The sequence below is a fragment of the Streptomyces sp. WM6386 genome (assembly GCF_000972385.1).
Lineage (GTDB): Bacteria > Actinomycetota > Actinomycetes > Streptomycetales > Streptomycetaceae > Streptomyces.
This window is the reverse complement of sequence record NZ_JXTE01000018.1, coordinates 12,288-32,720: the sequence shown is the minus strand read 5'-3', so window position 1 is coordinate 32,720 and position 20,433 is coordinate 12,288. Positions and strand designations below refer to the sequence as shown.

The 20,433-nt window shown below is 68.7% G+C and carries 28 protein-coding genes; 7 read left to right on the top strand and 21 right to left on the bottom strand.

Annotated elements, in window-relative coordinates:
- Positions 1-111: 111 nt before the first annotated feature.
- Positions 112-984: a GntR family transcriptional regulator gene (locus TN53_RS13805; protein ID WP_046258745.1), complete on the bottom strand. Its 873-nt coding sequence runs from the start codon at positions 982-984 to the stop codon at positions 112-114.
- A 174-nt stretch (positions 985-1,158) separates the two neighbouring features.
- Here TN53_RS13805 and TN53_RS13800 point away from each other — a divergent pair, with 174 nt between their 5' ends.
- Positions 1,159-1,341, top strand: coding sequence for a hypothetical protein (locus TN53_RS13800; RefSeq protein WP_046258744.1), 183 nt, complete (start codon positions 1,159-1,161; stop codon positions 1,339-1,341).
- On the opposite strand, the gene TN53_RS13795 is transcribed toward TN53_RS13800, so the two are convergent.
- Entirely contained in the window at positions 1,332-2,039 is a 708-nt protein-coding gene (locus tag TN53_RS13795; RefSeq protein ID WP_046258743.1) for an HAD family hydrolase, read from the bottom strand. The genes TN53_RS13800 and TN53_RS13795 overlap by 10 nt on opposite strands.
- A gap of 29 nt (positions 2,040-2,068) precedes the next feature.
- Positions 2,069-2,947 (bottom strand): winged helix-turn-helix domain-containing protein, encoded by an 879-nt coding sequence (locus TN53_RS13790; protein ID WP_095046473.1) that lies wholly within the window; start codon positions 2,945-2,947, stop codon positions 2,069-2,071.
- Between the two features lie 207 nt (positions 2,948-3,154).
- On the opposite strand from TN53_RS13790, the gene TN53_RS13785 reads away from it, so the two are divergent.
- Complete coding sequence (locus TN53_RS13785) at positions 3,155-3,343, top strand: hypothetical protein (RefSeq protein ID WP_046258741.1); 189 nt, start codon at positions 3,155-3,157, stop codon at positions 3,341-3,343.
- Between the two features lie 39 nt (positions 3,344-3,382).
- Here TN53_RS13785 and TN53_RS13780 read toward each other — a convergent pair whose 3' ends face one another.
- Positions 3,383-4,291 carry a winged helix-turn-helix domain-containing protein gene (locus TN53_RS13780; protein WP_095046472.1) on the bottom strand — a complete coding sequence of 303 codons (909 nt, stop codon included), beginning with the start codon at positions 4,289-4,291 and terminating at the stop codon, positions 3,383-3,385.
- Between the two features lie 162 nt (positions 4,292-4,453).
- Between TN53_RS13780 and TN53_RS13775 the strand changes: the two genes are divergently transcribed.
- On the top strand, positions 4,454-4,636 hold the full coding sequence (locus tag TN53_RS13775) for a hypothetical protein (protein ID WP_046258739.1): 183 nt from the start codon (positions 4,454-4,456) through the stop codon (positions 4,634-4,636).
- A gap of 190 nt (positions 4,637-4,826) precedes the next feature.
- On the opposite strand, the gene TN53_RS13770 is transcribed toward TN53_RS13775, so the two are convergent.
- Together TN53_RS13770 and TN53_RS13765 are read right to left on the bottom strand one after the other, a co-directional pair.
- Entirely contained in the window at positions 4,827-6,086 is a 1,260-nt protein-coding gene (locus tag TN53_RS13770; RefSeq protein WP_046258738.1) for a GNAT family N-acetyltransferase, read from the bottom strand.
- A 74-nt stretch (positions 6,087-6,160) separates the two neighbouring features.
- Positions 6,161-6,733, bottom strand: a complete 573-nt coding sequence (locus TN53_RS13765; protein ID WP_046258737.1) for a hypothetical protein — start codon at positions 6,731-6,733, stop codon at positions 6,161-6,163.
- A 159-nt stretch (positions 6,734-6,892) separates the two neighbouring features.
- Between TN53_RS13765 and dtd the strand changes: the two genes are divergently transcribed.
- Positions 6,893-7,318: a D-aminoacyl-tRNA deacylase gene (gene dtd, locus TN53_RS13760; RefSeq protein WP_046258736.1), complete on the top strand. Its 426-nt coding sequence runs from the start codon at positions 6,893-6,895 to the stop codon at positions 7,316-7,318.
- Positions 7,319-7,330: 12 nt separating this feature from the next.
- Here dtd and TN53_RS13755 read toward each other — a convergent pair whose 3' ends face one another.
- The 6 genes from TN53_RS13755 to TN53_RS13725 form a co-directional block, all read right to left on the bottom strand.
- A complete protein-coding gene (locus tag TN53_RS13755; RefSeq protein ID WP_046258735.1) occupies positions 7,331-8,296 on the bottom strand; it encodes a YgfZ/GcvT domain-containing protein in 966 nt (321 codons plus the stop codon).
- Between the two features lie 10 nt (positions 8,297-8,306).
- Positions 8,307-8,744 (bottom strand): Fur family transcriptional regulator, encoded by a 438-nt coding sequence (locus TN53_RS13750; protein WP_046258734.1) that lies wholly within the window; start codon positions 8,742-8,744, stop codon positions 8,307-8,309.
- Between the two features lie 318 nt (positions 8,745-9,062).
- Entirely contained in the window at positions 9,063-9,638 is a 576-nt protein-coding gene (locus TN53_RS13745; protein ID WP_046258733.1) for an FABP family protein, read from the bottom strand.
- Between the two features lie 234 nt (positions 9,639-9,872).
- Complete coding sequence (locus TN53_RS13735) at positions 9,873-10,760, bottom strand: hypothetical protein (protein ID WP_046258731.1); 888 nt, start codon at positions 10,758-10,760, stop codon at positions 9,873-9,875.
- Positions 10,757-11,680 (bottom strand): hypothetical protein, encoded by a 924-nt coding sequence (locus TN53_RS13730; protein WP_234441591.1) that lies wholly within the window; start codon positions 11,678-11,680, stop codon positions 10,757-10,759. Before TN53_RS13730 ends, TN53_RS13735 begins: the two co-directional genes overlap by 4 nt.
- Positions 11,677-12,405: a hypothetical protein gene (locus TN53_RS13725; protein WP_046258730.1), complete on the bottom strand. Its 729-nt coding sequence runs from the start codon at positions 12,403-12,405 to the stop codon at positions 11,677-11,679. The genes TN53_RS13730 and TN53_RS13725 overlap by 4 nt, the downstream gene beginning before the upstream one ends.
- 133 nt (positions 12,406-12,538) lie before the next feature.
- Here TN53_RS13725 and TN53_RS13720 point away from each other — a divergent pair, with 133 nt between their 5' ends.
- Entirely contained in the window at positions 12,539-12,901 is a 363-nt protein-coding gene (locus TN53_RS13720) for a DsrE family protein (RefSeq protein WP_046258729.1), read from the top strand.
- On the opposite strand, the gene TN53_RS13715 is transcribed toward TN53_RS13720, so the two are convergent.
- The 9 genes from TN53_RS13715 to TN53_RS13680 form a co-directional block, all read right to left on the bottom strand.
- The gene (locus tag TN53_RS13715; protein ID WP_046258728.1) at positions 12,895-13,275 is read right to left on the bottom strand and encodes a VOC family protein; all 381 of its coding nucleotides are present in this window, start codon (positions 13,273-13,275) and stop codon (positions 12,895-12,897) included. The genes TN53_RS13720 and TN53_RS13715 overlap by 7 nt on opposite strands.
- Before the next feature lie 10 nt (positions 13,276-13,285).
- Positions 13,286-13,546 carry a DUF3099 domain-containing protein gene (locus tag TN53_RS13710; RefSeq protein ID WP_046258727.1) on the bottom strand — a complete coding sequence of 87 codons (261 nt, stop codon included), beginning with the start codon at positions 13,544-13,546 and terminating at the stop codon, positions 13,286-13,288.
- Between the two features lie 80 nt (positions 13,547-13,626).
- Complete coding sequence (locus TN53_RS13705; protein WP_007382995.1) at positions 13,627-13,914, bottom strand: DUF1416 domain-containing protein; 288 nt, start codon at positions 13,912-13,914, stop codon at positions 13,627-13,629.
- Positions 13,915-13,976: 62 nt separating this feature from the next.
- Positions 13,977-14,816, bottom strand: coding sequence for a sulfurtransferase (locus TN53_RS13700; RefSeq protein WP_046258726.1), 840 nt, complete (start codon positions 14,814-14,816; stop codon positions 13,977-13,979).
- 124 nt (positions 14,817-14,940) lie between these two features.
- Positions 14,941-15,021, bottom strand: a complete 81-nt coding sequence (locus TN53_RS49540) for a putative leader peptide (protein ID WP_350310325.1) — start codon at positions 15,019-15,021, stop codon at positions 14,941-14,943.
- Between the two features lie 196 nt (positions 15,022-15,217).
- The gene (locus TN53_RS13695) at positions 15,218-15,946 is read right to left on the bottom strand and encodes a DUF2993 domain-containing protein (RefSeq protein ID WP_046258725.1); all 729 of its coding nucleotides are present in this window, start codon (positions 15,944-15,946) and stop codon (positions 15,218-15,220) included.
- Positions 15,947-16,055: 109 nt separating this feature from the next.
- The gene (locus TN53_RS13690) at positions 16,056-17,126 is read right to left on the bottom strand and encodes a hypothetical protein (protein ID WP_046258724.1); all 1,071 of its coding nucleotides are present in this window, start codon (positions 17,124-17,126) and stop codon (positions 16,056-16,058) included.
- A 2-nt stretch (positions 17,127-17,128) separates the two neighbouring features.
- Positions 17,129-17,383 carry a MoaD/ThiS family protein gene (locus TN53_RS13685; RefSeq protein ID WP_046258723.1) on the bottom strand — a complete coding sequence of 85 codons (255 nt, stop codon included), beginning with the start codon at positions 17,381-17,383 and terminating at the stop codon, positions 17,129-17,131.
- A 37-nt stretch (positions 17,384-17,420) separates the two neighbouring features.
- The gene (locus TN53_RS13680; protein ID WP_095046471.1) at positions 17,421-18,305 is read right to left on the bottom strand and encodes an alpha/beta hydrolase; all 885 of its coding nucleotides are present in this window, start codon (positions 18,303-18,305) and stop codon (positions 17,421-17,423) included.
- Between the two features lie 118 nt (positions 18,306-18,423).
- On the opposite strand from TN53_RS13680, the gene TN53_RS13675 reads away from it, so the two are divergent.
- Both TN53_RS13675 and TN53_RS13670 read left to right on the top strand, forming a co-directional pair.
- The gene (locus TN53_RS13675; RefSeq protein ID WP_046258722.1) at positions 18,424-19,203 is read left to right on the top strand and encodes a winged helix-turn-helix transcriptional regulator; all 780 of its coding nucleotides are present in this window, start codon (positions 18,424-18,426) and stop codon (positions 19,201-19,203) included.
- Positions 19,204-19,287: 84 nt separating this feature from the next.
- Positions 19,288-20,310, top strand: a complete 1,023-nt coding sequence (locus TN53_RS13670; protein WP_095046470.1) for a LacI family DNA-binding transcriptional regulator — start codon at positions 19,288-19,290, stop codon at positions 20,308-20,310.
- Positions 20,311-20,433 lie beyond the last annotated feature (123 nt).

Below are 20,433 nucleotides of genomic sequence, written 5' to 3'. Positions count from 1 at the left end.
GGTCGTTCGAGATTGGCGTGTTCGCCTTCTCTATACGCGCGGAACAGAGCGGTTGCTCAGGCGGTCCGGGAATGTTAACGCACCCATGAGTGCTCTCCGGACACCGTCGTGTTACGACTCTGAGAGCCGCGTCCAGACCGATTCGAACCAGTCCCGCATGGTGTCCACGAAGACGGAGCCGGGCGAGTCCGGGTCGCCGTCCTTCACGTGGTGGGTCAGTGTCGCGCCGAGCCCCAGGACGTCGAGAGCGGGTATCGCCTCGCCGCCGTCGGTCACTATCTGACGCTCGATGACCGTGTACAGGCCGTGCAGTACTTCGATGCCGTTGAGCAGGTACAGCTTGAAAGTGGGTGTCAGCGGCGCGTGGCGTACCTGCACGTCGACGGACGGCACCAGCTTCTCCGCCTCCAACTCCCTCAGCACCGACCGCAACGAACTGGTGTGCCGTTCTGTGATGGTGTGCAGACGGTCCGTCAGGCGAGGGCTTTCACGGTCGTCCACGGCCCTCGGGTAGGGCAGGGGCAACGACGTGGACGGAAGCAACATACGCAGGGCGATACGTTCGGGGTGGATGAAGCCGGCCCGGATCCGCTCAGCCTGGAGTCGCATATGCGCGTCCAGGGACTCGGACGTCAATGTATAGACGTCCAGGGTGACTTGGGGCTGTTCAAACGCTTCGCTTATGAGGGGACCCAGCGTTGTGCCACGCCGCAGCCTGGTCGCTTTGGGCGCCGACGACTGGACGCGCTGGGTCTTGACCACCCGCGATCCACTGCCCTGGCGCGACTCGATCCAGCCTTCGCTCTTCAGTTCCTTGAGCACCTTCTGAACGGTGTCACGGGAGACCCGGAAGGCCTCGGCCAGTTCACGCTGCGGCGGAAGAAGCGAGTCCACCGGATAGGTGCCGTCCGTCATGCGCGCGCGCAACTCACCCGCGACTCGCTCGAACTCCTTGCCGCCACCACTGGCCTGCTGTGTATCCACAGTTCGACCGTACCGCTTTCCGTCCACCCTCAAACCGGATCGCCCAACTGCGCAGTCATATTGGACCGTTGGTTAAGGGATCATTACGGCAGGGCAGACCGTTTCCAAGCCAATCATTCCAATTGGAAGGCCAGTTGGGGCGTTGGTGCCTCAAGTGGAAGGTAGGTGGCTGGAATGCTCCTGATCCAGGTCCTCAGGGGACTCGGCGAGCTCGCCCTGAGCAGGCAGGCACAGGCTCAGCTCGGCTCCGTCGGCGTGCTGGTCCTGTTGCTGATCGGCATCGGCATACGGGCGCGACGGTACGATCTGGCCGCTTGGGCAGCGGTGGTGTTCGTGGCGCTGATGACTCAGGCCTGATCCAGAACCACGGCCCGCACCACCGCCAGCGAGTTCACCACCACCGCGGCCCCCGCATCCCGCAACAGCTTCTCCTTGCGCTCGTTACGCGCGTAGCCCAGGAAAGGGACGCCCGCGCTCTGGGCGGCCTCGTAGTCGGAGGGGGTGTCGCCGATCATCAGGGCGGCCGAGGGGGCCGCGCCCATCGCGTTCAGGGCGCGGTTCAGGCAGTGCGGGTCGGGCTTGAGGCGGTGGAGGTCCTCGGTGCGGCCGTAGATGTGGGGGGTGAAGCAGGAGATCAGGCCCCGGGAGGAAAGGTATCTGCGGACGACCCTGGGGGAGTTGTTCGTCGCTATGGCCAGACGGGAGCCGATCGCCGTCCAGGTGCGTATGAGCGGGTCCGCGTACGCCGTCGGCATCGCGGAGGACGCGGCACGCAGTTCCTCCTGGGTGAGACGTTCCTCCAGCTCCGCGACCAGGTCACTGCCGGGGTGCCGGCCGTCCACGGCGCGCAGGACGACATGAGGGTCGAGGGACTCCCGTTCGTCCTCCGTCACCAGGCCGTGCAGGCCACGGCTCTCCAGCCACTCGACCAGCCCCCTCGCCACCCCGTCCGCCGTGTGCCCGGCGAACAGGCGGCAGATCGGGCCGTCGAAGTCCCACAGGACGACTCGGGCGTGGGTGATCAGGTCGCGGAGTTCCTCGAGTTCTGCTGTCACCGCTTCAGTCTGCGTCGTATCAGGGGTCACTAGGAGAGTGTCAGGTCCGTCGTGATGGTTTCCCAGAGGGCGTCGAACCACTTCTGGGATTCCTCCACGAACGCCGCATCGCGCTGGCTCGCCGCCTTCACGAAGGAGAAGAGGACGGAGCGGGAGCCCAGGACGTCGTACATCTCCAGGGTCTGGCTCTCGTACTCCTCCTCGCGCCGTTCGAGCATGTAGTAGCCGAGCAGCACTTCATCACTGTTGAGAAGGTACATCTTCACCGGCGGGGTGAACGGCAGGGCGCGGAAGGTGACTTGGACGTCGATGCCGTGGGTGGAGCGGACGGCGTTGAGGTTGTACTTGAGGACGTGGGCCTGAGCATTGCGCATCTCCAGCCAACGCTCGTGGACCGGGTTCTCCTCGCCGTCCTGGTCGATCAGTACCGGGAAGGCGAGGTTGATGTCCCGGGACGGCAGCAGGACGCGAAAGTTGATCGACTCGGGGTGAATCCTGCCCTCGTGGATCCGGCGGAGTGAATCGCCGAGGGCCAGCATCAGGGTCTCGGAGGTGTGACTCACGACGTCCACGCGCACGTGCTTCGCCGAGAAGGCCTCCGCCAGCCGCGGCGCCAGCCCCACCATCGTCGGCTGCGGCGCCCCCCGGACCGGTGCCGGCTCCGCGATCCTCGGCGGGCTCCCCTTGCTCACATTGCTGAGCAGCCCGTCCTCCTGGAGGGCGCGCAGGGCCTGGCGGACGGCGCCGCGCTCGACGTTGAACTCCTCTGCCAACTCGGCCTGGGTGGGCAGGCGGTCTCCCGCCTTGAGGTCTCCTGCGCGAATACGTTCCCGCAGGATGTCGGCGATCTCCTGGGGCGAGAGCCTTCTGCTGCCGTTCACTGCAACGTTCTCCTGGGTCACGACCAAACGCTACAACTCCGATCCATCTATGGGGAGTTGTTTGGAAGTTGTTTCGGACTACGGGCCAAGTGGGGACAACTAATACTGAGATGGTTGCCAACTTGGCCAAGTTGGCGGAAGTTTTGCCTCCTTGTTGCCCAACCCCCCGCACATCCAACCCCCCGCACATCCGACCGTCCCGGATGCCCGCCTCACGCCCGAAGGGGGAACACCGTGCCAGCTCTCTACCTCCTCTCCGCCCTCCTCGTCACCGGCATCGAGCAGACCGTTCAGTGGAAGTACGGCGCCACCGGCATCGTCGGTCTGCTGCTGCTCACCATCGGCGTCAGGGCCAAGAGCCCGGCCCTGAGCTCCATCGGCGCCGTCGTGCTCGCCCTGCTGGTCGCGGGGCCCGCCCTATGACAGACAGGCAACGCCCGGATCCGCCACTGTGGGAGACCTTCAGCTCGTGAGCGTCAGCTCCGAACTGATCGTCTCCCACAGTGCGTTGAACCACAGGTGGGACTGCTCGACGAAGGTGGTGTCCCGCAGGCCGGCGCCCTGCTCGAAGGCGAACAGCATCGACTGGGTGCCCTCGGCGTCGTACATCTGCAGGAACTCGTGGTCGACCTGCTCCTCGCGCTGGGTCAGGGTGTAGTAGGCGAACAGGGCTTCCGTGTTGTTGAGCAGGTACAGCTTCACCGGCGGGGTGAAGGGCAGCGCGCGGAAGGTGACCTGGACGTCGATGCCGTGCGTGGCGCGCAGGGCCAGCAGGTTGTGGCGCAGCACATGACCCTGGGCGTTGCGATGCGCCAGCCAGTGGCGCTGGAGCCGGCCGTCCACCGAGGCGTCGACCGGGGCCGGGAAGGCGAGGTCGATGTCGCGACTCGGCAGCAGTACGCGGACGTCGATCTTGGCCGGTTTCAGCTGTCCGGCGTGAATCTGGCGCAGTGGTTCGCCGAGGGCGAGGTTGAAGGAGACCGAGGTCAGGCAGAGCGCGTCGATCTCCACGTGCGGGGTCGCGAAGGCGGCGGCTATCCGCGGGGCGAGGCCCACCATCGTGGGCTGCGGCGGGGCTCCGGGGCCGGTCAGCGCCCTGCCGAGGTCGGGGGCGACGGTCGCGGGGCTGCCCTTGGACACGTTGGTGAGCAGTTGCTCGGACTGCAGGATGCGCAGGGCCTGTCGTACCGCCCCGCGCTCCACTCCGAACTCGTCGGCCAGCCTGGCCTGGGTGGGCATGCGCTGACCCGGCCGCAGCTCACCGGACCGGATCCGGGAACGCAGCTCGTCGGCCACGTCACGATGTGATGTGTGTGGCCGCTGTGACCTCTCCCGTCCATTGACGGAGGCGTGTTTCGGGTCCACGACCAAACACTACAACTTCTCGCCATCTTTGGGCAGTTCGAGGGAAGGTGGTTATGAGACGCATCCAAGCGGAGATAAGTACAGTGAAGTTGGTCGCCAACTTGCACAACATGGTCAAGCTTCCAAGGGGTTGGCGCCAAACAGGGACTTCGTTCAGGGGGGATCGTCATGCCGTTCGCCATCGCCATCGCCGCCCTCGCCATCGGATTCGAGCAGCTCATCCAGTGGAAGTGGGGGCCGATGGGCATCATCGCCTTCGTCCTTCTCACCGTCGGCATCAAGGCAAAGAACACCATGGTCGGCGGCATCGGAGCGGCGATCCTCGTGATGCTGCTCGCCCAGTCCGGCTGACCGGACCGCCCAAGTCCGCGCAGTCGGCCGACCGGGCTCTCTTCCGGAGGGGAGCCGAGAGCCTGGTCGGTCAGTACAGCCACAACTCCACATCGACAACTGAACACCGCTGCGCACAGCCACAACTCCACAGCAACAACAGCAAGAGCTACGGCTACGGATCAGTCCTGTCCCCGACGGGAAGGAGACCTCAGAACATGTCCGGGCACCAAGGCCGCCCGGGCGTACGCAGCAGGGCGTCGGCCACCAGGGCGGCGCCCGCTCGGTCTTCCCGGACCCGGCCGAGCGCGGCAAGCCGTACGGCGGACTCGTCGCCGAGCCACAGGGTGGCCAAGTCAGCGACATCCAGGGTGAGTTCGGCACCCCGCGTGGTCGCCGTACAGGACGCCCGACCGTCCTCAGCCGCCTCCAGCCGATAACGCCCGCCGGCCAGGCCGGCCCCGTCGACGACCTCCAGGACCAACGCCCCCGCCCTGTCGTACGTACGCGCCTCCAGAGCCCGTACGACGTCCAGGATCCGCACCCACAGCCAGTCCGCGTGCGTGGTGATGCGGGCGGCCCGCGGGTCGGGCAGGAAGAACGGCAACAGGTCGTCGGGCCCGCGCCAGCCGCTCCGCACCTTCGTGACCCAGTCGATCGAGCACAGGTGCCGCCACAGGGCGCGCTCGGCGGCCGCGGTCGTGGCTATCAGCCACCTCACCTTGGCCGTCTCCGCCGGCTGCTTGTCGTCCCACCGGTCGTCGCACTTGTACGCCACCATTCCCTCGACCTCGCCGGTGGCCGAGCGGTACACGGCGAAGAACGGCTCGACCCAGGGGGCCCGGTCCAGATGTACGACCCCGGTCTCGGTCTCCCACCATCGCTGCGTACGGCTGACCGCACCGGGTTGGCCGCGGCGCACGCGCTCATGCAGGTCCGGGCCGAGCTTGCGTACGTCCTCGCCGTCCACGAGATCGATACGGCCGCCGTCCTCGGGCCCCGAACAACGGGCGTCCAGCCCGGCGCGGGGCACGTCCACCGTCCACTCGGTCATCCAGGTGACGGGACCGAAGCCGTAGCGGCCGTAGATCGGGTACTCGGCGGCGATCAGCGTGGCGACGACGTCCCCGCGCTCCTTCGCCGCGCCGAGATCCTCGGCCATCATCCGCGTCAGGATGCCGCGTCGGCGGTGGGTGGCCGTCACAGTGACGTTCGTGACGGCATCCGCGGGAACGGCCGCGCCACCGACAACCGTGAGCTGCTGGTCGAACGACCGGAACGTCGCCACACACCGCCCACCCTCGAAGGCACCCAGCGTCCGGGACGGTTCGATGTAGCTGTTCCGGTCCGCGACCTCGTCCTCGGTGACGCCGGGACTGCGCAGAAAACCGGTGTTCAGAGCACGGATCCAGTCGGGAATCTCGTCCTCGTCGATCGGACGGATGACGATGTCGGGATGCGGGCGAGTCATGGAGCCACGTTAGGTCTACGACGGTGAGCTGTCGCGACGATTTTCCCGCCCCCTCAGGGACCCGACCCCCCTCCTCACATCAACAGGTCGTCCACCTGCGCCTCGCCCTCCCGGTACCGTCGGGCGATCTCCGCGCTGCAGTCGTCCGCCGTGCGCTGGAGGCGCTGGCGGCGGCGGGAGACCTGCTGCTCGTAGCGGACGAGGCGGGCCATCGCGGCGTTCAGTTCGAGGTCGGTGCGGGCCCGGAGGTCCGAGAGTTCGACCTCGGCGAGCATTTCGGCGGCCAGGCGGCGGTACTCCTCGCTGTGGGGCGTGCCCAGGGTCACGTGGCGGGCCGAGGAGCGGTGGCGGGCCGGGGCGTCCGCGAGGATCTCGGAGAGGCGTTCCACGACCGAGCCCTCCCCCGCCGGCGAGCGGCGTGCCAACTCCGCGCGCAGGATGTCGATACGGCCCTGCAGCAGCCGCCGTACATAGCTGAGGTCCGCCTCGTCGCGCTGGGCGTCCCGGCGCAGGGTGCGCAGCTCGGGCAGGCTCAGCGGGGCCAGGTCGTGCCCGGACGGGTCCGCGGGCAGCCACGGCTCCTCCGTACGCTGCGCGGGCGGCCGGACAACAGCCCCGGGCGGCTGTCCGATGCTCGGTGTGCTCATGTGCCTCAACCGTCCCCTCGACCGGGCGTGTATGAGCATCGTGCCACCCCAAGTGGCCGCTATGTGACTGAGTGCCCCCGATCGGCCCCAGATGGGGGGTTATCGAGCAAAAAGAAGCCCGAGGAAAGGTCCCTGCGGCCCGGGCGGCATGATGGTCCCATGCGTGCAGTGGTGCAGAGAGTCGACGGCGCGAGTGTCGTCGTCGAGGGTGAGACCGTCGGGGAGATCGTCGGCGAAGGGCTCTGTGTCCTCGTGGGGGTCACCCACGAGGACACCAAGGAGAAGGCCGCCCAACTCGCCCGCAAACTCTGGTCGATCCGCATGCTGCCCGACGAGAAGTCCTGCAGCGACATCGACGCCCCGCTCCTCGTGATCAGCCAGTTCACGCTGTACGGGGACGCGAGGAAAGGCCGCCGCCCCACCTGGAACGCCGCCGCGCCCGGCGACGTCGCCGAGCCGCTCGTCGACGAGGTCGTGGCCCAACTCCGCGCCCTGGGCGCGACGGTGGCGACGGGGCGCTTCGGCGCCCAGATGCGGGTGTCGCTGACGAACGACGGTCCCTTCACCGTGCTCGTGGAGATCTAGCCCCTCGGTCCCTCAGGGCTCGACCACGACCTCCTGCGCCGCCGCCGTCGTGTCCGCCACCAGTCGCGCGTGCAGCGGCACGTTCCGCTTCACCAGTGCGAGGGCGACCGGGCCGAGCTCGTGGTGGCGTACGGACGTGGTGATGAAGCCGATCTTGCGGCCGTCGGGGCCGTCGTCCGCGAGGTGGATCTGGGTGCCGGCCGGCGGCAGGTGGACCTCGCTGCCGTCGAGGTGGAGGAAGACGAGGCGGCGCGGGGGCTTGCCCAGGTTCTGGACGCGGGCGACCGTCTCCTGGCCTCGGTAGCAGCCCTTCTGCAGGTGCACCGCCGTGCCGATCCAGCCCAGCTCGTGCGGGATGGTGCGGTGGTCGGTCTCGAAGCCGAGGCGGGGGCGGTGGTGCTCGACGCGCAGCGCCTCGTAGGCCAGCAGGCCGGCCGCCGGGCCCGCCTGCTCGGCGTACGACTCCAGGTCCGCGCGCGGGAGGAACAGATCACGGCCGTACGCCGTCTCGCGGACGACGACGCCCGCCGGCACCGGGGCGATCGAACCGGCCGGCAGATGGACGACCGCGAAGTCGGCCGTGCGGTCGGCGGCCTCGACCCGGTAGAAGAACTTCATCGACTCCAGGTAGGCGAGCAGCGCCTCCTGGGTGTCGGGTTCCACGTGGATCCAGACCGTCACACCGTCGTCCACCAGGTACAGCGCGTGCTCGATGTGGCCGTTGGCGGACAGGATCAGCGCCTCGGTGGCCTCGCCCACGGGCAGCTCGGAGACGTGTTGCGTGAGCAGCAGATGCAGCCAGCTCAGCCGGTCCTCGCCGGTGACGGTGAGGACACCGCGGTGGGAGAGGTCGACGAATCCGGTGCCGTCGGCGAGGGCGCGCTGTTCGCGGAACAGGTCGCCGTAGTGGGCGGCGACGCCTTCGTCCACGCCCTCGGCGGGGACGGCGCCGGGCAGGGACAGCAGAGGGCTCTTCATATGCCTAAGCCTACGACTCGGTAGTTGAAGCCTTGAGGGAGCAGTCCTTGCACCGGCCGAAGATCGCGAAGTGCTTCATGTCCGTCTCGAACCCGAAGGTCGAGCGCAGCTTCGCGGTGAACTCCGCCGCCACCGCGATATCCGCCTCGATGACGTTCTGGCAGTCGCGGCAGACCAGGTGGATGTGGTGGTGGCGGTCCGCGAGATGGTACGTCGGCGCCCCGTGCCCCAGATGGGCGTGGCTGACCAGACCGAGCTCCTCCAGGAGCTCCAGGGTCCGGTAGACCGTGGAAATGTTGACCCCCGACGCCGTCTTCTTCACTTCCGTGAGGATGTCGTCGGGGGTCGCGTGCTCAAGGGTGTCCACGGCTTCGAGCACAAGCTGCCGTTGCGGGGTCAGCCGGTAACCGCGCTGCCGCAGATCACTCTTCCAGTCGGTGCTCACCACACCGACGAGTCTAGGCCTACGTCAGCCACCCTGGACTGCCGTCCCGGGTTTGCAGCTCAGGACATCGATGGCTTCGATGAGACCGGCCGCGTCCAGTCCTCACGAAACGAGTGTGAGAGCAGGGGCCACCGACCTGGCCCCGCAGACCCACACCCGCCACCCACGAGAGGCGATGTTGTGGGAGTGCCGCCGCCTGCTCGGGCGTCGGCAGGAGCTTGACCCGCACCACCAGCTTCACGAGCACGAAGCCAGACGGCGACCCCTGCCATGTCCCGCCAAACCACGCGGTTCATCCGAACAGGTGACCACCGTAAAGAATTACTTGAAGAAGGCGATGCCGTCGTCCGGCATGTCGTCGGGGAGAGCCTTGGCCCAGCGCTCGACGTCCTCCGGGGTGACGACCTTCTTCAGGTGCGCGGACATGTAGGGGCGCAGCTCGACCTCGGGGGTCTGCTTCTCGCCGACCCACATGAGGTCGCTCTTGACATAGCCGTAGAGACGCTTGCCGCCGGTGTACGGGCCCGAGGCCGCCGTACGCGCCACCGCGTCCGTGACCAGGTCGATCTGCGGCTTCTGCTTCGCCAGCTCGCCGTACCAGATCTCCACGACGCCGTCGTCACGGACCATCGTGATCTCGACCTTGCGGTCGGCGTCGACGCGCCAGAAGCCGTGCTCGGACTCCAGCGGACGGACCTTGTTCCCGTCGTTGTCCAGGACCCAGGTGTGGGACTGGTACTCCAGGAAGTCCCGGCCGTCGTGCGAGAAGGTGACCTCCTGCCCGAAGTTGCACTTCTCGGAGCCGGGGAAGTCGTGCACGCCCGCGCCGGCCCAGTTGCCGAGCAGGAAGGCGAGCGGGACGAGCTCCTTGTGGAGGTCGGACGGGATCTCGATCATGAGTGGAAGTTCCTAGGTATGGGTCAGCGCTGGCCCTGGTACAGCTTCTTCGCTGTCAGCCCGGCGAAGGCGAGGACGCCGACGCAGACCATGGCGAGCAGGATTTCGAAGACAACCTCAAGCACTTGGTGCTCCTACGGTGAGCGAGGGTTGGGGGTACCCCCTCTGGGGGAGGTACACGAGCCGGGCCCCAGCTTAGTCGGCCGGGGCCCTGCCTTCTCTGCGAGGTACGCCTCAGCCGAGCAGCTGGCTCTGCAGAACCACCGTCTGCTGGAACGGCATGGCCCCGGCGCCGCCCTTCCTGGACTGGACGACCAGCGCGAGGATGTCACCGGAGACGAGGTAGGCCTGGCGGACGTGCTCGGCGCCATAGGGCTTGGTCTCGGTGTACGGGTACCGCCGTACGTCCTCCACCGCGACCTTCGTCGGGAAGTCCTCGTCCATGAGGCTCTGGGTGGCGCCCTTCAGAGCGTACGGAGGGGCCATGACGCTGGAGAAGTAGTCCTGCTCAAGGCTCTCGGCGACCGCGGCCGTCTCGAACTGGAGCAGGTAGATCCGGGTACGCGTGCCGTCCGTCGTGGTCCAGCCGCGGGCGGCGATGTGCCGCAGCCCGTGGTCGGTCAGCAGCGCCCCGACCGTCTCCCCCTCCCCCTTCGACTCGTACGCCGCCAGGAAGTCCTTCGTCGCCAGCCAGCCGTCCTTCCCGACGAGTGCCTTGTCGGGCGTCGCGCCCTCGGGTGCGGGCAGCACGAGCCCCCGCAGGTCGGCGTAGTGCGAGCCGGCCGTGTTCGCCTCGGCGAAGGGGCCCGGGCTGCCGGAGGGCAGCGGCGGCTTGACGATCTCCGGGTATTCCCAGCGTCCGTCCGACTCGGTCGCGAGTCCGGGTACGTCCGTGCGTTCCATGCGGGTGATGCCGTACGCCGTCCCCGCGCCGGCCACGGCGAAGACCACGACGGCGGCGGTCCAGCGCAGTACGGCCCACAGGACGCGACGGTCCTTCGGGGCCGGGGCCGGGGCCGGGGCCGAGGCCGGGGTCACGGGCTGCGGGGGCGCCTCGGGCACGGGCGGCACCACGAGGTGCCGCTGCTCGGTGGGTTCCGTCTGCTCGGTCTGCTCGGTCATACCGCCTCCCCCGGCTCTGCGATGCGGTCGAGCTGCTCGGCGAGAAGCTTCGCGATCGTCTTGGTGTCGAATGGCTTGGCGCCGTCGGCGGTGGCGCTGATCAGGATGTCGCCCTGGTAGGCGGAGCAGAACATCATGTCGAGGTCGTCGTCCGCGTCCTTGGGCGGCAGGAAGCACTCGGCATTCTTGAAGCCCTTGATCTTCGGGCCCGCTCGGAAGATGTCCAGGGCGTCGAGGAAGGCATTCTGGGACGTCGAGATGTCCTTGGCGGCGGCGCGCTTCTCCATCCGGGCCAGCGTGATGCTGACCGTGGAGACACCCGGCCCGGTGAAGCTGCTCCCGGTCATGCTGACGTAGCTGCGCATCACCATGCCCGTGATGCGCCGTTTGTCGATCTCCTTCTCCAGCTGCCGGCGCTGGGTGCGGGGCAGGCCGCTCAGCGACTCCTTGCGCAGGGCGGTCGCCTGGGTGCCGCTGAGCTCGACGTCGGAGCCGAACTCGGCGAGGTCCGGGCCCTGGTGCCAGCCGTCGAACCCGTACGGCACGAGCACACCGGCCAGCCCGTCGGCCTCGGCCGCCTTCTTCTCCTCGGCCACGGTCTTCGGGAACTTCCAGACCGGGGCACCGGCGTCACGGTCGGCGCCGTCCACGGTCACGACGGTGTAGCCGACGCCTGCCACGACCGCGCCGACCAGCAGCACGGACCCGGCGATCGCGGCTATGCGACCACGGCGGACGGGCTTCTTGACGGGCACCGCGGGCTCGACGACCTCAGCCTCTACCTCAGCCTCGACCTCAACCCCGGACCCGGCCTCGACCTCGGCCCCGGGCCCGGCCTCGACCTCAACCCCGGCCCCCGCCTCTACCCCGGCCTCGACCTTGCCGGCCTGGCTGATCGGCTCGTTCTGGTTCTCCGTCACAGCCGCTCCATCTGCCGCTCGGCCAGGTCCATGATCTTCTTCTTGGTGATCGGCTTGGTGTCGTAGATCCAGACCTCCACGGCGATGTCACCGCGCCAGGCGTGCGCCTCCGCGCTGTAGAGCGGCAGGTAGCCGGGCTCGGTCTCGGGCTCGTGGTGGACGTAGGCCATCCCGTCCTCGGTGCCCGGCACGACCCAGCTGTCGGTGGAGTCCTCCTTCTCCGCCCAGTACTGGCCGTCGTCCACGGCGTCGGCGGCCGCGATGTACTCCTCCTGCCGGTACTGGATCAGCCGGACCGTCACCGTGAAGTTGCCGGTCTCCCAGCCGGTGACGGCCGCGCGGCGGAATTCGTCGTTGACGAGGTCGTCGAAGGCACCGCCCGGCTTCTCGAAGGCGTCGGCGTAGGACGCCAGGCTCATCCAGCCGTCGCTGGCGTCCAGCCAGTCGGCCTTCTTCGCCCCGGCCGGCTTCTTCAGCAGCAGCTTGCGCAGGTCTCCGTCCGTCTTCACCCGCCGGTCCTGCGCCGCGGACAACGGCTCGACCTCGCCCTTGGCCTGCTTGACGGCAGGCTGGGACAGCGACGGCAGCCGGGTGGGCTCACGGTCGGCCTGGACGAGGAATCCGGTGCAGGTGCCGGCGACGATGCCGAGGACGGCGGCCGCGGCGATGAGGAGTGTGGTGCGCCCGCGCCGGCGCTGACGGGGCGCTTCGGGCACCTCCGCCATTACCGGTACTTCCAGAACTTCAGGTACTTCCAAGACGTCCCCCCACAGAACGTGAAGTGCGCATTCCGTATGCGCGCACAGGAGACTCACCGCCGATGACCTGGGTTGTAGGCGAGATGATTACGATTCAGGCATGGCGAAGAAGCTCGTGATCAAGGTGACGGCGGGGGCCGATGCCCCCGAGCGCTGCTCGCAGGCGTTCACGGTGGCGGCGGTGGCCGTGGCCAGCGGGGTGACGGTCTCCCTGTGGCTGACCGGGGAGTCCGCGTGGTTCGCGCTGCCGGGGCGCGCCGCCGAGTTCGAACTGCCGCACGCGGCCCCGCTCCCCGACCTGATCGACTCGATCCTGGCCGGCGGCACGCTGACGTTGTGCACCCAGTGCGCGGCCCGGCGGGACATCACGGAGAAGGACGTCATCGAGGGCGTACGGATCGCGGGGGCGCAGGTGTTCGTGCAGGAGGCGCTGGGGGACGGGACGCAGGCGCTGGTCTACTGAGCCGTCCGGACCCACAGACAGAACGGATGGCCCGCAGGGTCGAAGAGCACCCGGACGTCGTCCTGCGGCTGGTGGTCGGCCGGCCGCGCCCCCTCCGCAATGGCCCGCGCGGTCTCGGTGTGCAGGTCGTCGACCTCGATGTCGAGGTGCAGCATCATCTGCTGCTCGCCGGGTCTGCGGGTGGGCCAGACCGGCGGCACGTACTCGGGCTCGGTCTGGAAGGACAGGCCCGTGCCGCCGCCGGGCGGGCCGATGGTCACCCAGTCGGACTCATCGGTGCGCACGACGAAGCCGAGCAGACGCATGTAGAAGTCGGCGAGCCGGTGGGCGTCCGGTGCGTCGAGCACGACGGCTGACAGCTTCGTGGGCGACATGCAGGCCTTCCTACCGCGGCCGCTTCTTCCCGTCCAGCTCGTCCCACCAGTCGTCCGACTTGGGGTCCCCGGACGGGTCGTCCCACCAACGGTCGTCAGGGCCACGGCGGTTGGCGACCATCGCGGCGACCGGGGGAATCAGCATGGCGACCACGCACATGCCGACGGCCACCGGAACCGACCAGAGTCGCACGACTGACCAGGCCAGGACGAAGAGCCCGATGCACGTGCCCATCATGGCGAAGTAGACATGACGTCGTCGCGCCAGCATGAGTCCAGCGTAGGCCCGTACCCGGACATGCCGAAGGGCCGCACCCGACGGGGTGCGGCCCTTCGGTCGATCTCGGCGGTTCAGACCGCGATCGCGACCTCCGCGAGGCCGCCCTGCTGGGCGACGACCGTGCGGTCGGCGGTGCCGCCGGGGACCAGGGCGCGGACGGTCCAGGTGCCCTCGGCCGCGTAGAAGCGGAACTGGCCCGTCGCCGAGGTCGGGACCTCGGCGGTGAACTCGCCGGTCGAGTCCAGGAGGCGGACGTAGCCCACCACCGGCTCGCCGTCGCGGGTCACCTGGCCCTGGATCGTGGTCTCACCGGGCTTGATCGTCGAGGCGTCCGGGCCGCCGGCCTTCGCTCCACACATGTCTTTCTCCAAGAGGGGTCTGACCGGAAGGAAGGCCGGTCGGGATTGAGCGGGGACTCTGCTTACTTGTTGGCGCCGAGCTCGATCGGAACGCCGACCAGGCTGCCGTACTCGGTCCAGGAGCCGTCGTAGTTCTTGACGTTCTCCACGCCCAGCAGCTCGTGCAGCACGAACCAGGTGAGAGCCGAGCGCTCACCGATGCGGCAGTAGGCGATGGTGTCCTTCGCCAGGTCCACCTGCTCCTCGGCGTAGAGCTCCTTGAGCTCGTCGTCCGACTTGAAGGTGCCGTCGTCGTTGGCGTTCTTCGACCACGGGATGTTGCGGGCGGACGGGACGTGGCCCGGACGCTGCGACTGCTCCTGCGGAAGGTGCGCCGGGGCGAGCAGCTTGCCGCTGAACTCGTCGGGCGAACGGACGTCGACCAGGTTCTGCGAACCGATCGCCGCCACCACGTCGTCGCGGAAGGCGCGGATCGCGGTGTTCTGGGCCTTGGCCTTGTAGTCGGTGGCGGCCCGCTCCGGGACCTCCTCGACCAGCTCGCGGGCGTCGAGCTCCCACTTCTTGCGGCCGCCGTCGAGCAGCTTGACGCTGTCGTGGCCGTACAGCTTGAAGTACCAGTAGGCGTACGAGGCGAACCAGTTGTTGTTACCGCCGTAGAGGATCACCAGCGTGTCGTTGGCGATGCCCTTCGCCGAGAGGAGCTTCTCGAAGCCCTCCTGGTCGATGAAGTCACGGCGGACCGGGTCCTGCAGGTCCTTCGTCCAGTCGATCCGGATCGCGTTCCTGATGTGGTTCTTCTCGTAGGCGGACGTGTCCTCGTCCACCTCCACGATCGCGATGTCGGCGTTGTCGAGGTTGGCCTCGACCCAGTCGGCGTCGACCAGGACGTCGCTGCGGCTCATGCTCTTTCTCCTCCGGGGCAGTTACGGCGGGGCGTGCGAGTGCGAGGGTGCGTGGCCCGGTGCGGGCGCGGCGCACGGATGCCCTGGAATCAGGGCGGGGGATGCGGAAGGACGGAGCTTCCGCTCAGAAGGTGCGACAGAGCATGGCGGCAACGCGGCACAGGTCCACTGCCCGCCGCTTCGTGAGATCCGCCTGTCGCTTCATGCGTCGATCGTAGGGACGGACAGCCTGGCGTGTCACCGGCGTGTCGTATTTTGAGACGCGATCGTCCGGGATGTGGGATCAGAGCAGCGCCCGGGCCGTGACCGCACGGGTTTCGGGCGCCGGTGGCCGTCGTCACATCTGCGGTGCGGACGACCCGTCTCGCTCCTCGGACAGTTCCTGTCCGCCGAACGCCGTCCTACCCGGCCAGCTCGACGTTCGAACCCTTCACCGTCACCTCTACGCCGTTCGGCGCGGCCTCGACCTTGTCGAGCTGCACGCCGCCGGGCAGGTCGTCGATCTTCTGCGCGAAGTCGGTGATCGAGCGGACCTTGCCCTCCGCGACCTCGACGACCATGTTCGGCAGGTTGTCCGCGTGCACCTTCACGGTGTCGCCGTCGACGGTGACCGTGCTGAGCACCGGATACGTCGTCGACTTGCCCAGGGCCGTGACCTTGACGTTCACCTTGATCTTGCCGTTGCCGCCGTCGGAGAGACCGACGACCTCGGACGTCACCCCGGGAAAGATCTCCGTCGGCTCGGACTTGGCGGCCTTGAGCAGCTCGTCGTAGGAGATGCTCGCGGTGCCGTTCGCGGTGGCGGCGGTCGCGGAGCTGTAGTCGCCGGAGAAGGCGACGCCCTTGAAGTTCGCCTTGATGTCGTCGATGCGGATCTTGTCGCCCGTGGTGCCGGCGGCGGCCTCGTAGTCCTTGATGCCGACCTCGGTGTCGTCGAGCTCGCCGGAGACGACCTGGGTGAGGAACGGGAAGCCCTTGATGGACACATCGGGGGTGGAGGAGAGGTTCTCGGTGGTCCTGAGCTTGTCCGCGACCTCGCCCTCCGCGAAGTGGACCGCGACACGGTCGGCGATCACGAAGAGGCCGCCCAGAATGACGACGACGATCAGAAGTATTCGCAGTGCGCGCATTCTTTGGTGTTCCCCCACCTAGGCGGTCTACGTCCGGGTGCCACCGTAACTCCGGCCGGGGCGCCGACCAGGAGTTTGTCGATCACCTGTGACAAGGCGGGCCAGGGCTTTACCCGAGCGCCCGCCCCAGCAGGTACACCGCCGGTGCCGCGGCGGCCAGCGGCAGGGCCACGCCCGCCGTGAAGTGCACGAAGCGGGACGGGTAGTCGTAGCTCGCGACCCGGTGGCCGATCAGCGCGCACGCCCCCGCGCCCGCGCCCAGCAGCGCACCTTCCGAGCCCAGGTCCGTCATCCCGCCGACCGCGATGCCCGCGCCCGCCGCGGCGAGCAGCGAGACCACCACGGAGGCCGGCGTCGGCAGCGGCAGCGCACGGGCCAGGACGGCTACCGCGACCGAGGCCGCGCCGACCGTCACCGCGTCCGCGGCGGCCGCGAGATAGCCGGAGGCGATGATCGCCAGGGCCGCCGAGGCGACGGTGGCCATCAGGCCGTACATCCGGGTGTCGGGGTCGGCGTGCGAGCGCAGCTGGAGCACCAGGGAGAGCAGCACCCAGACGCCCAGCGTCCCGAGGATCGCGGACGGCGCGTGGTCGGACGCCAGCAGCGCCACGTCCGCGACCAGCGCGCCCAGGAACGCCAGCGCGATGCCCTGCCGGGCGGGCCACATGCCGTTCAGCCGGAACCAGCCGGCCGCCGTCACCGCCTGCAGGGCGACGAGCGGGACAAGGAGGGCGTACGACCCGACGGCCGCCGTGCCGGCGAGGAGCAGACCGAGCAGCGCGGTGAGCGCGGCGGGCTGCATGCCGGGTTCGATGACCGGGGAGCGGCCCTCGAGGCGGGCGCGCTGGGCGTCGGTGATGCGGGTGTTGCCGCCGAGGCTGGCGGGGCCGTAGTCGGAGGTGGCGGGGGCCTGCGCAGGGGTCGCCACGGGGGCCGGCGGCTCGGCGTACTGCTGCTGCGGCAGGTACGACGTGTCCGCGGCCGGCGCGACCGGTGCCTGGACCTGTGTCTCCCAGGTCTGGCCCTGCCACTGCTGGGTGTACTGCCGGTCGGCCTGCGGATCCTCGTAGCCCTGCTGCTGCCCGGGCCAGGACTGCTGCTGGGGCTGGGGCTGGGGCTGCTGCCAGTACGGGTCGTACCCCTGCTGGTACTGCTGCCCCTCATACGGCTGGTCGGTCATCGTCACCCTCCTGCGAACGGCGGGAGCACCTCGACCGTGCCGCCGTCGGCCAGCCGTACCGTCTCATGTCCGCGGGTGCCCACGGGGTCACCGTCGATGAGGAACGAGCATCGCTGCAGGACGCGCGTGAGTTCGCCGGGGTGTCGCCCGCGCACCGCGTCGAGCGCCTCGGCGAGCGTGTCCGCGTCGTACGCCTCCTCGGCGACGCCTGCCGCGGACTTGGCGGCGGCCCAGTAGCGGACCGTGACCTTGGGCATCCGGTTCCTCAATCGATCGGCTGTGTACACGGTCAGGCTAGCCGCCCTGCGCGACGGCCCAGTCCCCGATGCGCTTCAGCAGCCCGTCCGGCGCCGCGTTCTCGGCATGGCCCATGCCGGGCTCCAGCCAGAGTTCGCCGTGGTCACCGGCGGCCGCCGCGAGCATGCGGGGGTGGTCGAGGGGGAAGTAGCCGTCGCGGTCGCCGTGGACGACGAGGAGAGGAGTGGGGGCGATCCTCGGGACGGCCTCCACGGGGGACAGCGGGACCGGGTTCCACTCCCGGTGGTAAATCCTCGTCCGCAGGCCGTAGCGGCCCACAAGACGGCCCTCGGGGCGGGTTATCAGCCAGTGGACCCGGCGCATAGGGGCCGTGCCGCGGTAGTACCAGCGAGCCGGTGCACTCACCGAGACCACCGCGTCCGAGTGCGCTTCCGTGCGCCCCTCGCGCCCCGAGTCGTCACCTGTCTCGTCTCGCCGGTACAGGGCCGCGTGCCGCAGCACCACAGAACCGCCCATGGAGAAGCCGACGGTCACCACGCGCGTGTGCCCGAGCGACCGGGCCCACTCCACCGCGGCCGCCAGATCGAGCACCTCGCGGTCCCCCACCGTCGAGCGCCCACCGGAGGCCCCGTGACCGCGGAAGGAGAACGTGACCACGGCCCCGTACTGCGTGAACGTCTCCGCCACCCGGCGAACATGACGACGATCCGCGTCGCCGGTGAAACCGTGCGCGACGACGAACACGAGACCACGCGCTGATGAAGCGGAGGCGTCGTATACAACGGCCGGCGGATCGTATACGGAATCGATCGTCACACCGTCGACGGTGTGCAGAAACGTCCGTATAGGTGTGCCTCTGTTCGTCTCAGAGTGCGGAATCGGGGTGGATCGCACCACACGACCTGCCGGATCAATGCGCATGTGGGCTATTCTCCTCAACAGAGGACTCGGGCAATGCAGCCCCCGGGTCCTTTTGTGCTTTCGGATCACCTGTATACGAAAGCGAAAACCTCGCCGGGACCGAGGAGGAACCAGCCGTATGAGTTCTCTGCTGCTCCTGACCAATGCACTCCAGCCGTCGACGGAGGTGCTTCCCGCTCTCGGCCTGCTCCTGCACAACGTGCGAGTGGCCCCGGCAGAAGGCCCCGCCCTCGTCGACACCCCTGGGGCCGACGTCATCCTCATCGACGGCCGCCGTGATCTGCCACAGGTCCGCAGCCTGTGCCAGCTCCTGCGCTCCACCGGGCCGGGCTGTCCGCTCATCCTCGTCGTCACCGAGGGCGGCCTCGCCGCCGTCACCGCCGACTGGGGCATCGACGACGTCCTGCTCGACACCGCCGGACCGGCCGAGGTCGAGGCACGACTGCGACTGGCCATGGGCCGGCAGCAGATCGTCAACGACGACTCCCCCATGGAGATCCGCAACGGCGACCTCTCGGTCGACGAGGCGACCTACAGCGCCAAGCTGAAGGGCCGGGTCCTCGACCTGACCTTCAAGGAGTTCGAGCTCCTCAAATACCTCGCCCAGCACCCGGGCCGCGTCTTCACGCGCGCCCAGCTGCTCCAGGAGGTCTGGGGCTACGACTACTTCGGTGGCACCCGGACCGTGGACGTGCACGTACGACGTCTGCGCGCCAAGCTCGGCCCCGAGCACGAGTCGCTCATCGGAACCGTCCGGAACGTCGGTTATCGATTCGTTACGCCGGAGAAGGGTGGGGCTGTCTCGGACGAGGCAAAGTCCAAGAGCGCCCAGCCAAAGGCGGAGGATGCGGACGAGACGGCCGCCCTGGACGCGGCCGAGGTCAATGCCGACGTATAGCGCCCATCGGAAACGCTCAGGCGGGGCACAGGGAAGCTCCTTCACGCCCTGCCCAGAGCGGGTCCATCCGCGTAGACTCCGCGCGTGGCCAAGGTAACCAGGGATGATGTGGCGCGGCTGGCGGGGACGTCCACTGCCGTCGTCAGCTATGTCATCAACAACGGACCCCGGCCGGTTGCCCCGGCCACGCGCGAGCGTGTCCTCGCCGCGATCAAGGAACTGGGCTATCGGCCCGACCGGGTCGCTCAGGCGATGGCATCGCGGCGCACCGACCTCATAGGCCTGATCGTGCCGGACGCGCGCCAGCCCTTCTTCGGGGAGATGGCGCACGCGGTCGAACAGGCCGCGTCCGAGCGCGGAAAAATGGTGCTGGTCGGCAACTCCGACTACATCGCCGAGCGCGAGGTCCACTATCTGCGGGCCTTCCTCGGGATGCGGGTCTCCGGACTGATCCTGGTCAGCCACGCACTGAACGACAACGCCGCCGCCGAGATCGACGCCTGGGACGCCCGGGTGGTGCTGCTGCACGAGCGGCCCGAGGCGATCGACGACGTCGCGGTGGTCACGGACGACCTCGGCGGCGCCGAGCTCGCCACCCGCCATCTCCTGGAGCACGGGTACGCGTACGTCGCCTGTATGGGCGGCACCGCCGAGACCCCCTCCGTCGGCGACCCGGTCTCCGACCACGTCGAGGGCTGGCGGCGCGTGATGGACGAGGCGGGTATCTCCACCGAGGGGCGGCTCTTCGAGGCGCCGTACAACCGCTACGACGCGTATCAGGTGGCGCTGGGTGTGCTGTCCGGCCCCGAGCGTCCGCCCGCGATCTTCTGCTCCACCGACGACCAGGCGATCGGCGTGCTGCGCGCGGCGCGCGAGCTGCGGATCGATGTGCCGGGTGAGCTGGCGGTGATCGGGTTCGACGACATCAAGGAAGCGGCGCTCGCGGATCCGCCGATGACAACGGTCGCCTCGGACCGGTCGGCGATGGCGCGGGCGGCGGTGGACCTGGTGCTCGATGACGGGCTTCGGGTGGCGGGATCGCGCCGGGAGCGGTTGAAGGTGTTCCCGTCGCGGTTGGTCGTACGACACTCCTGTGGCTGCGCATGAGGTTCCACGCGCTTTCATGAGGCTTGTCTGAGAAGCCTCCGCCCGCTCCCTGGTCCGGCTTTATATCGGGCAAACGAGGTTCTCGCGGCGTTCTCAGGGAGCACTCAGGGAGCTCTCATGGTG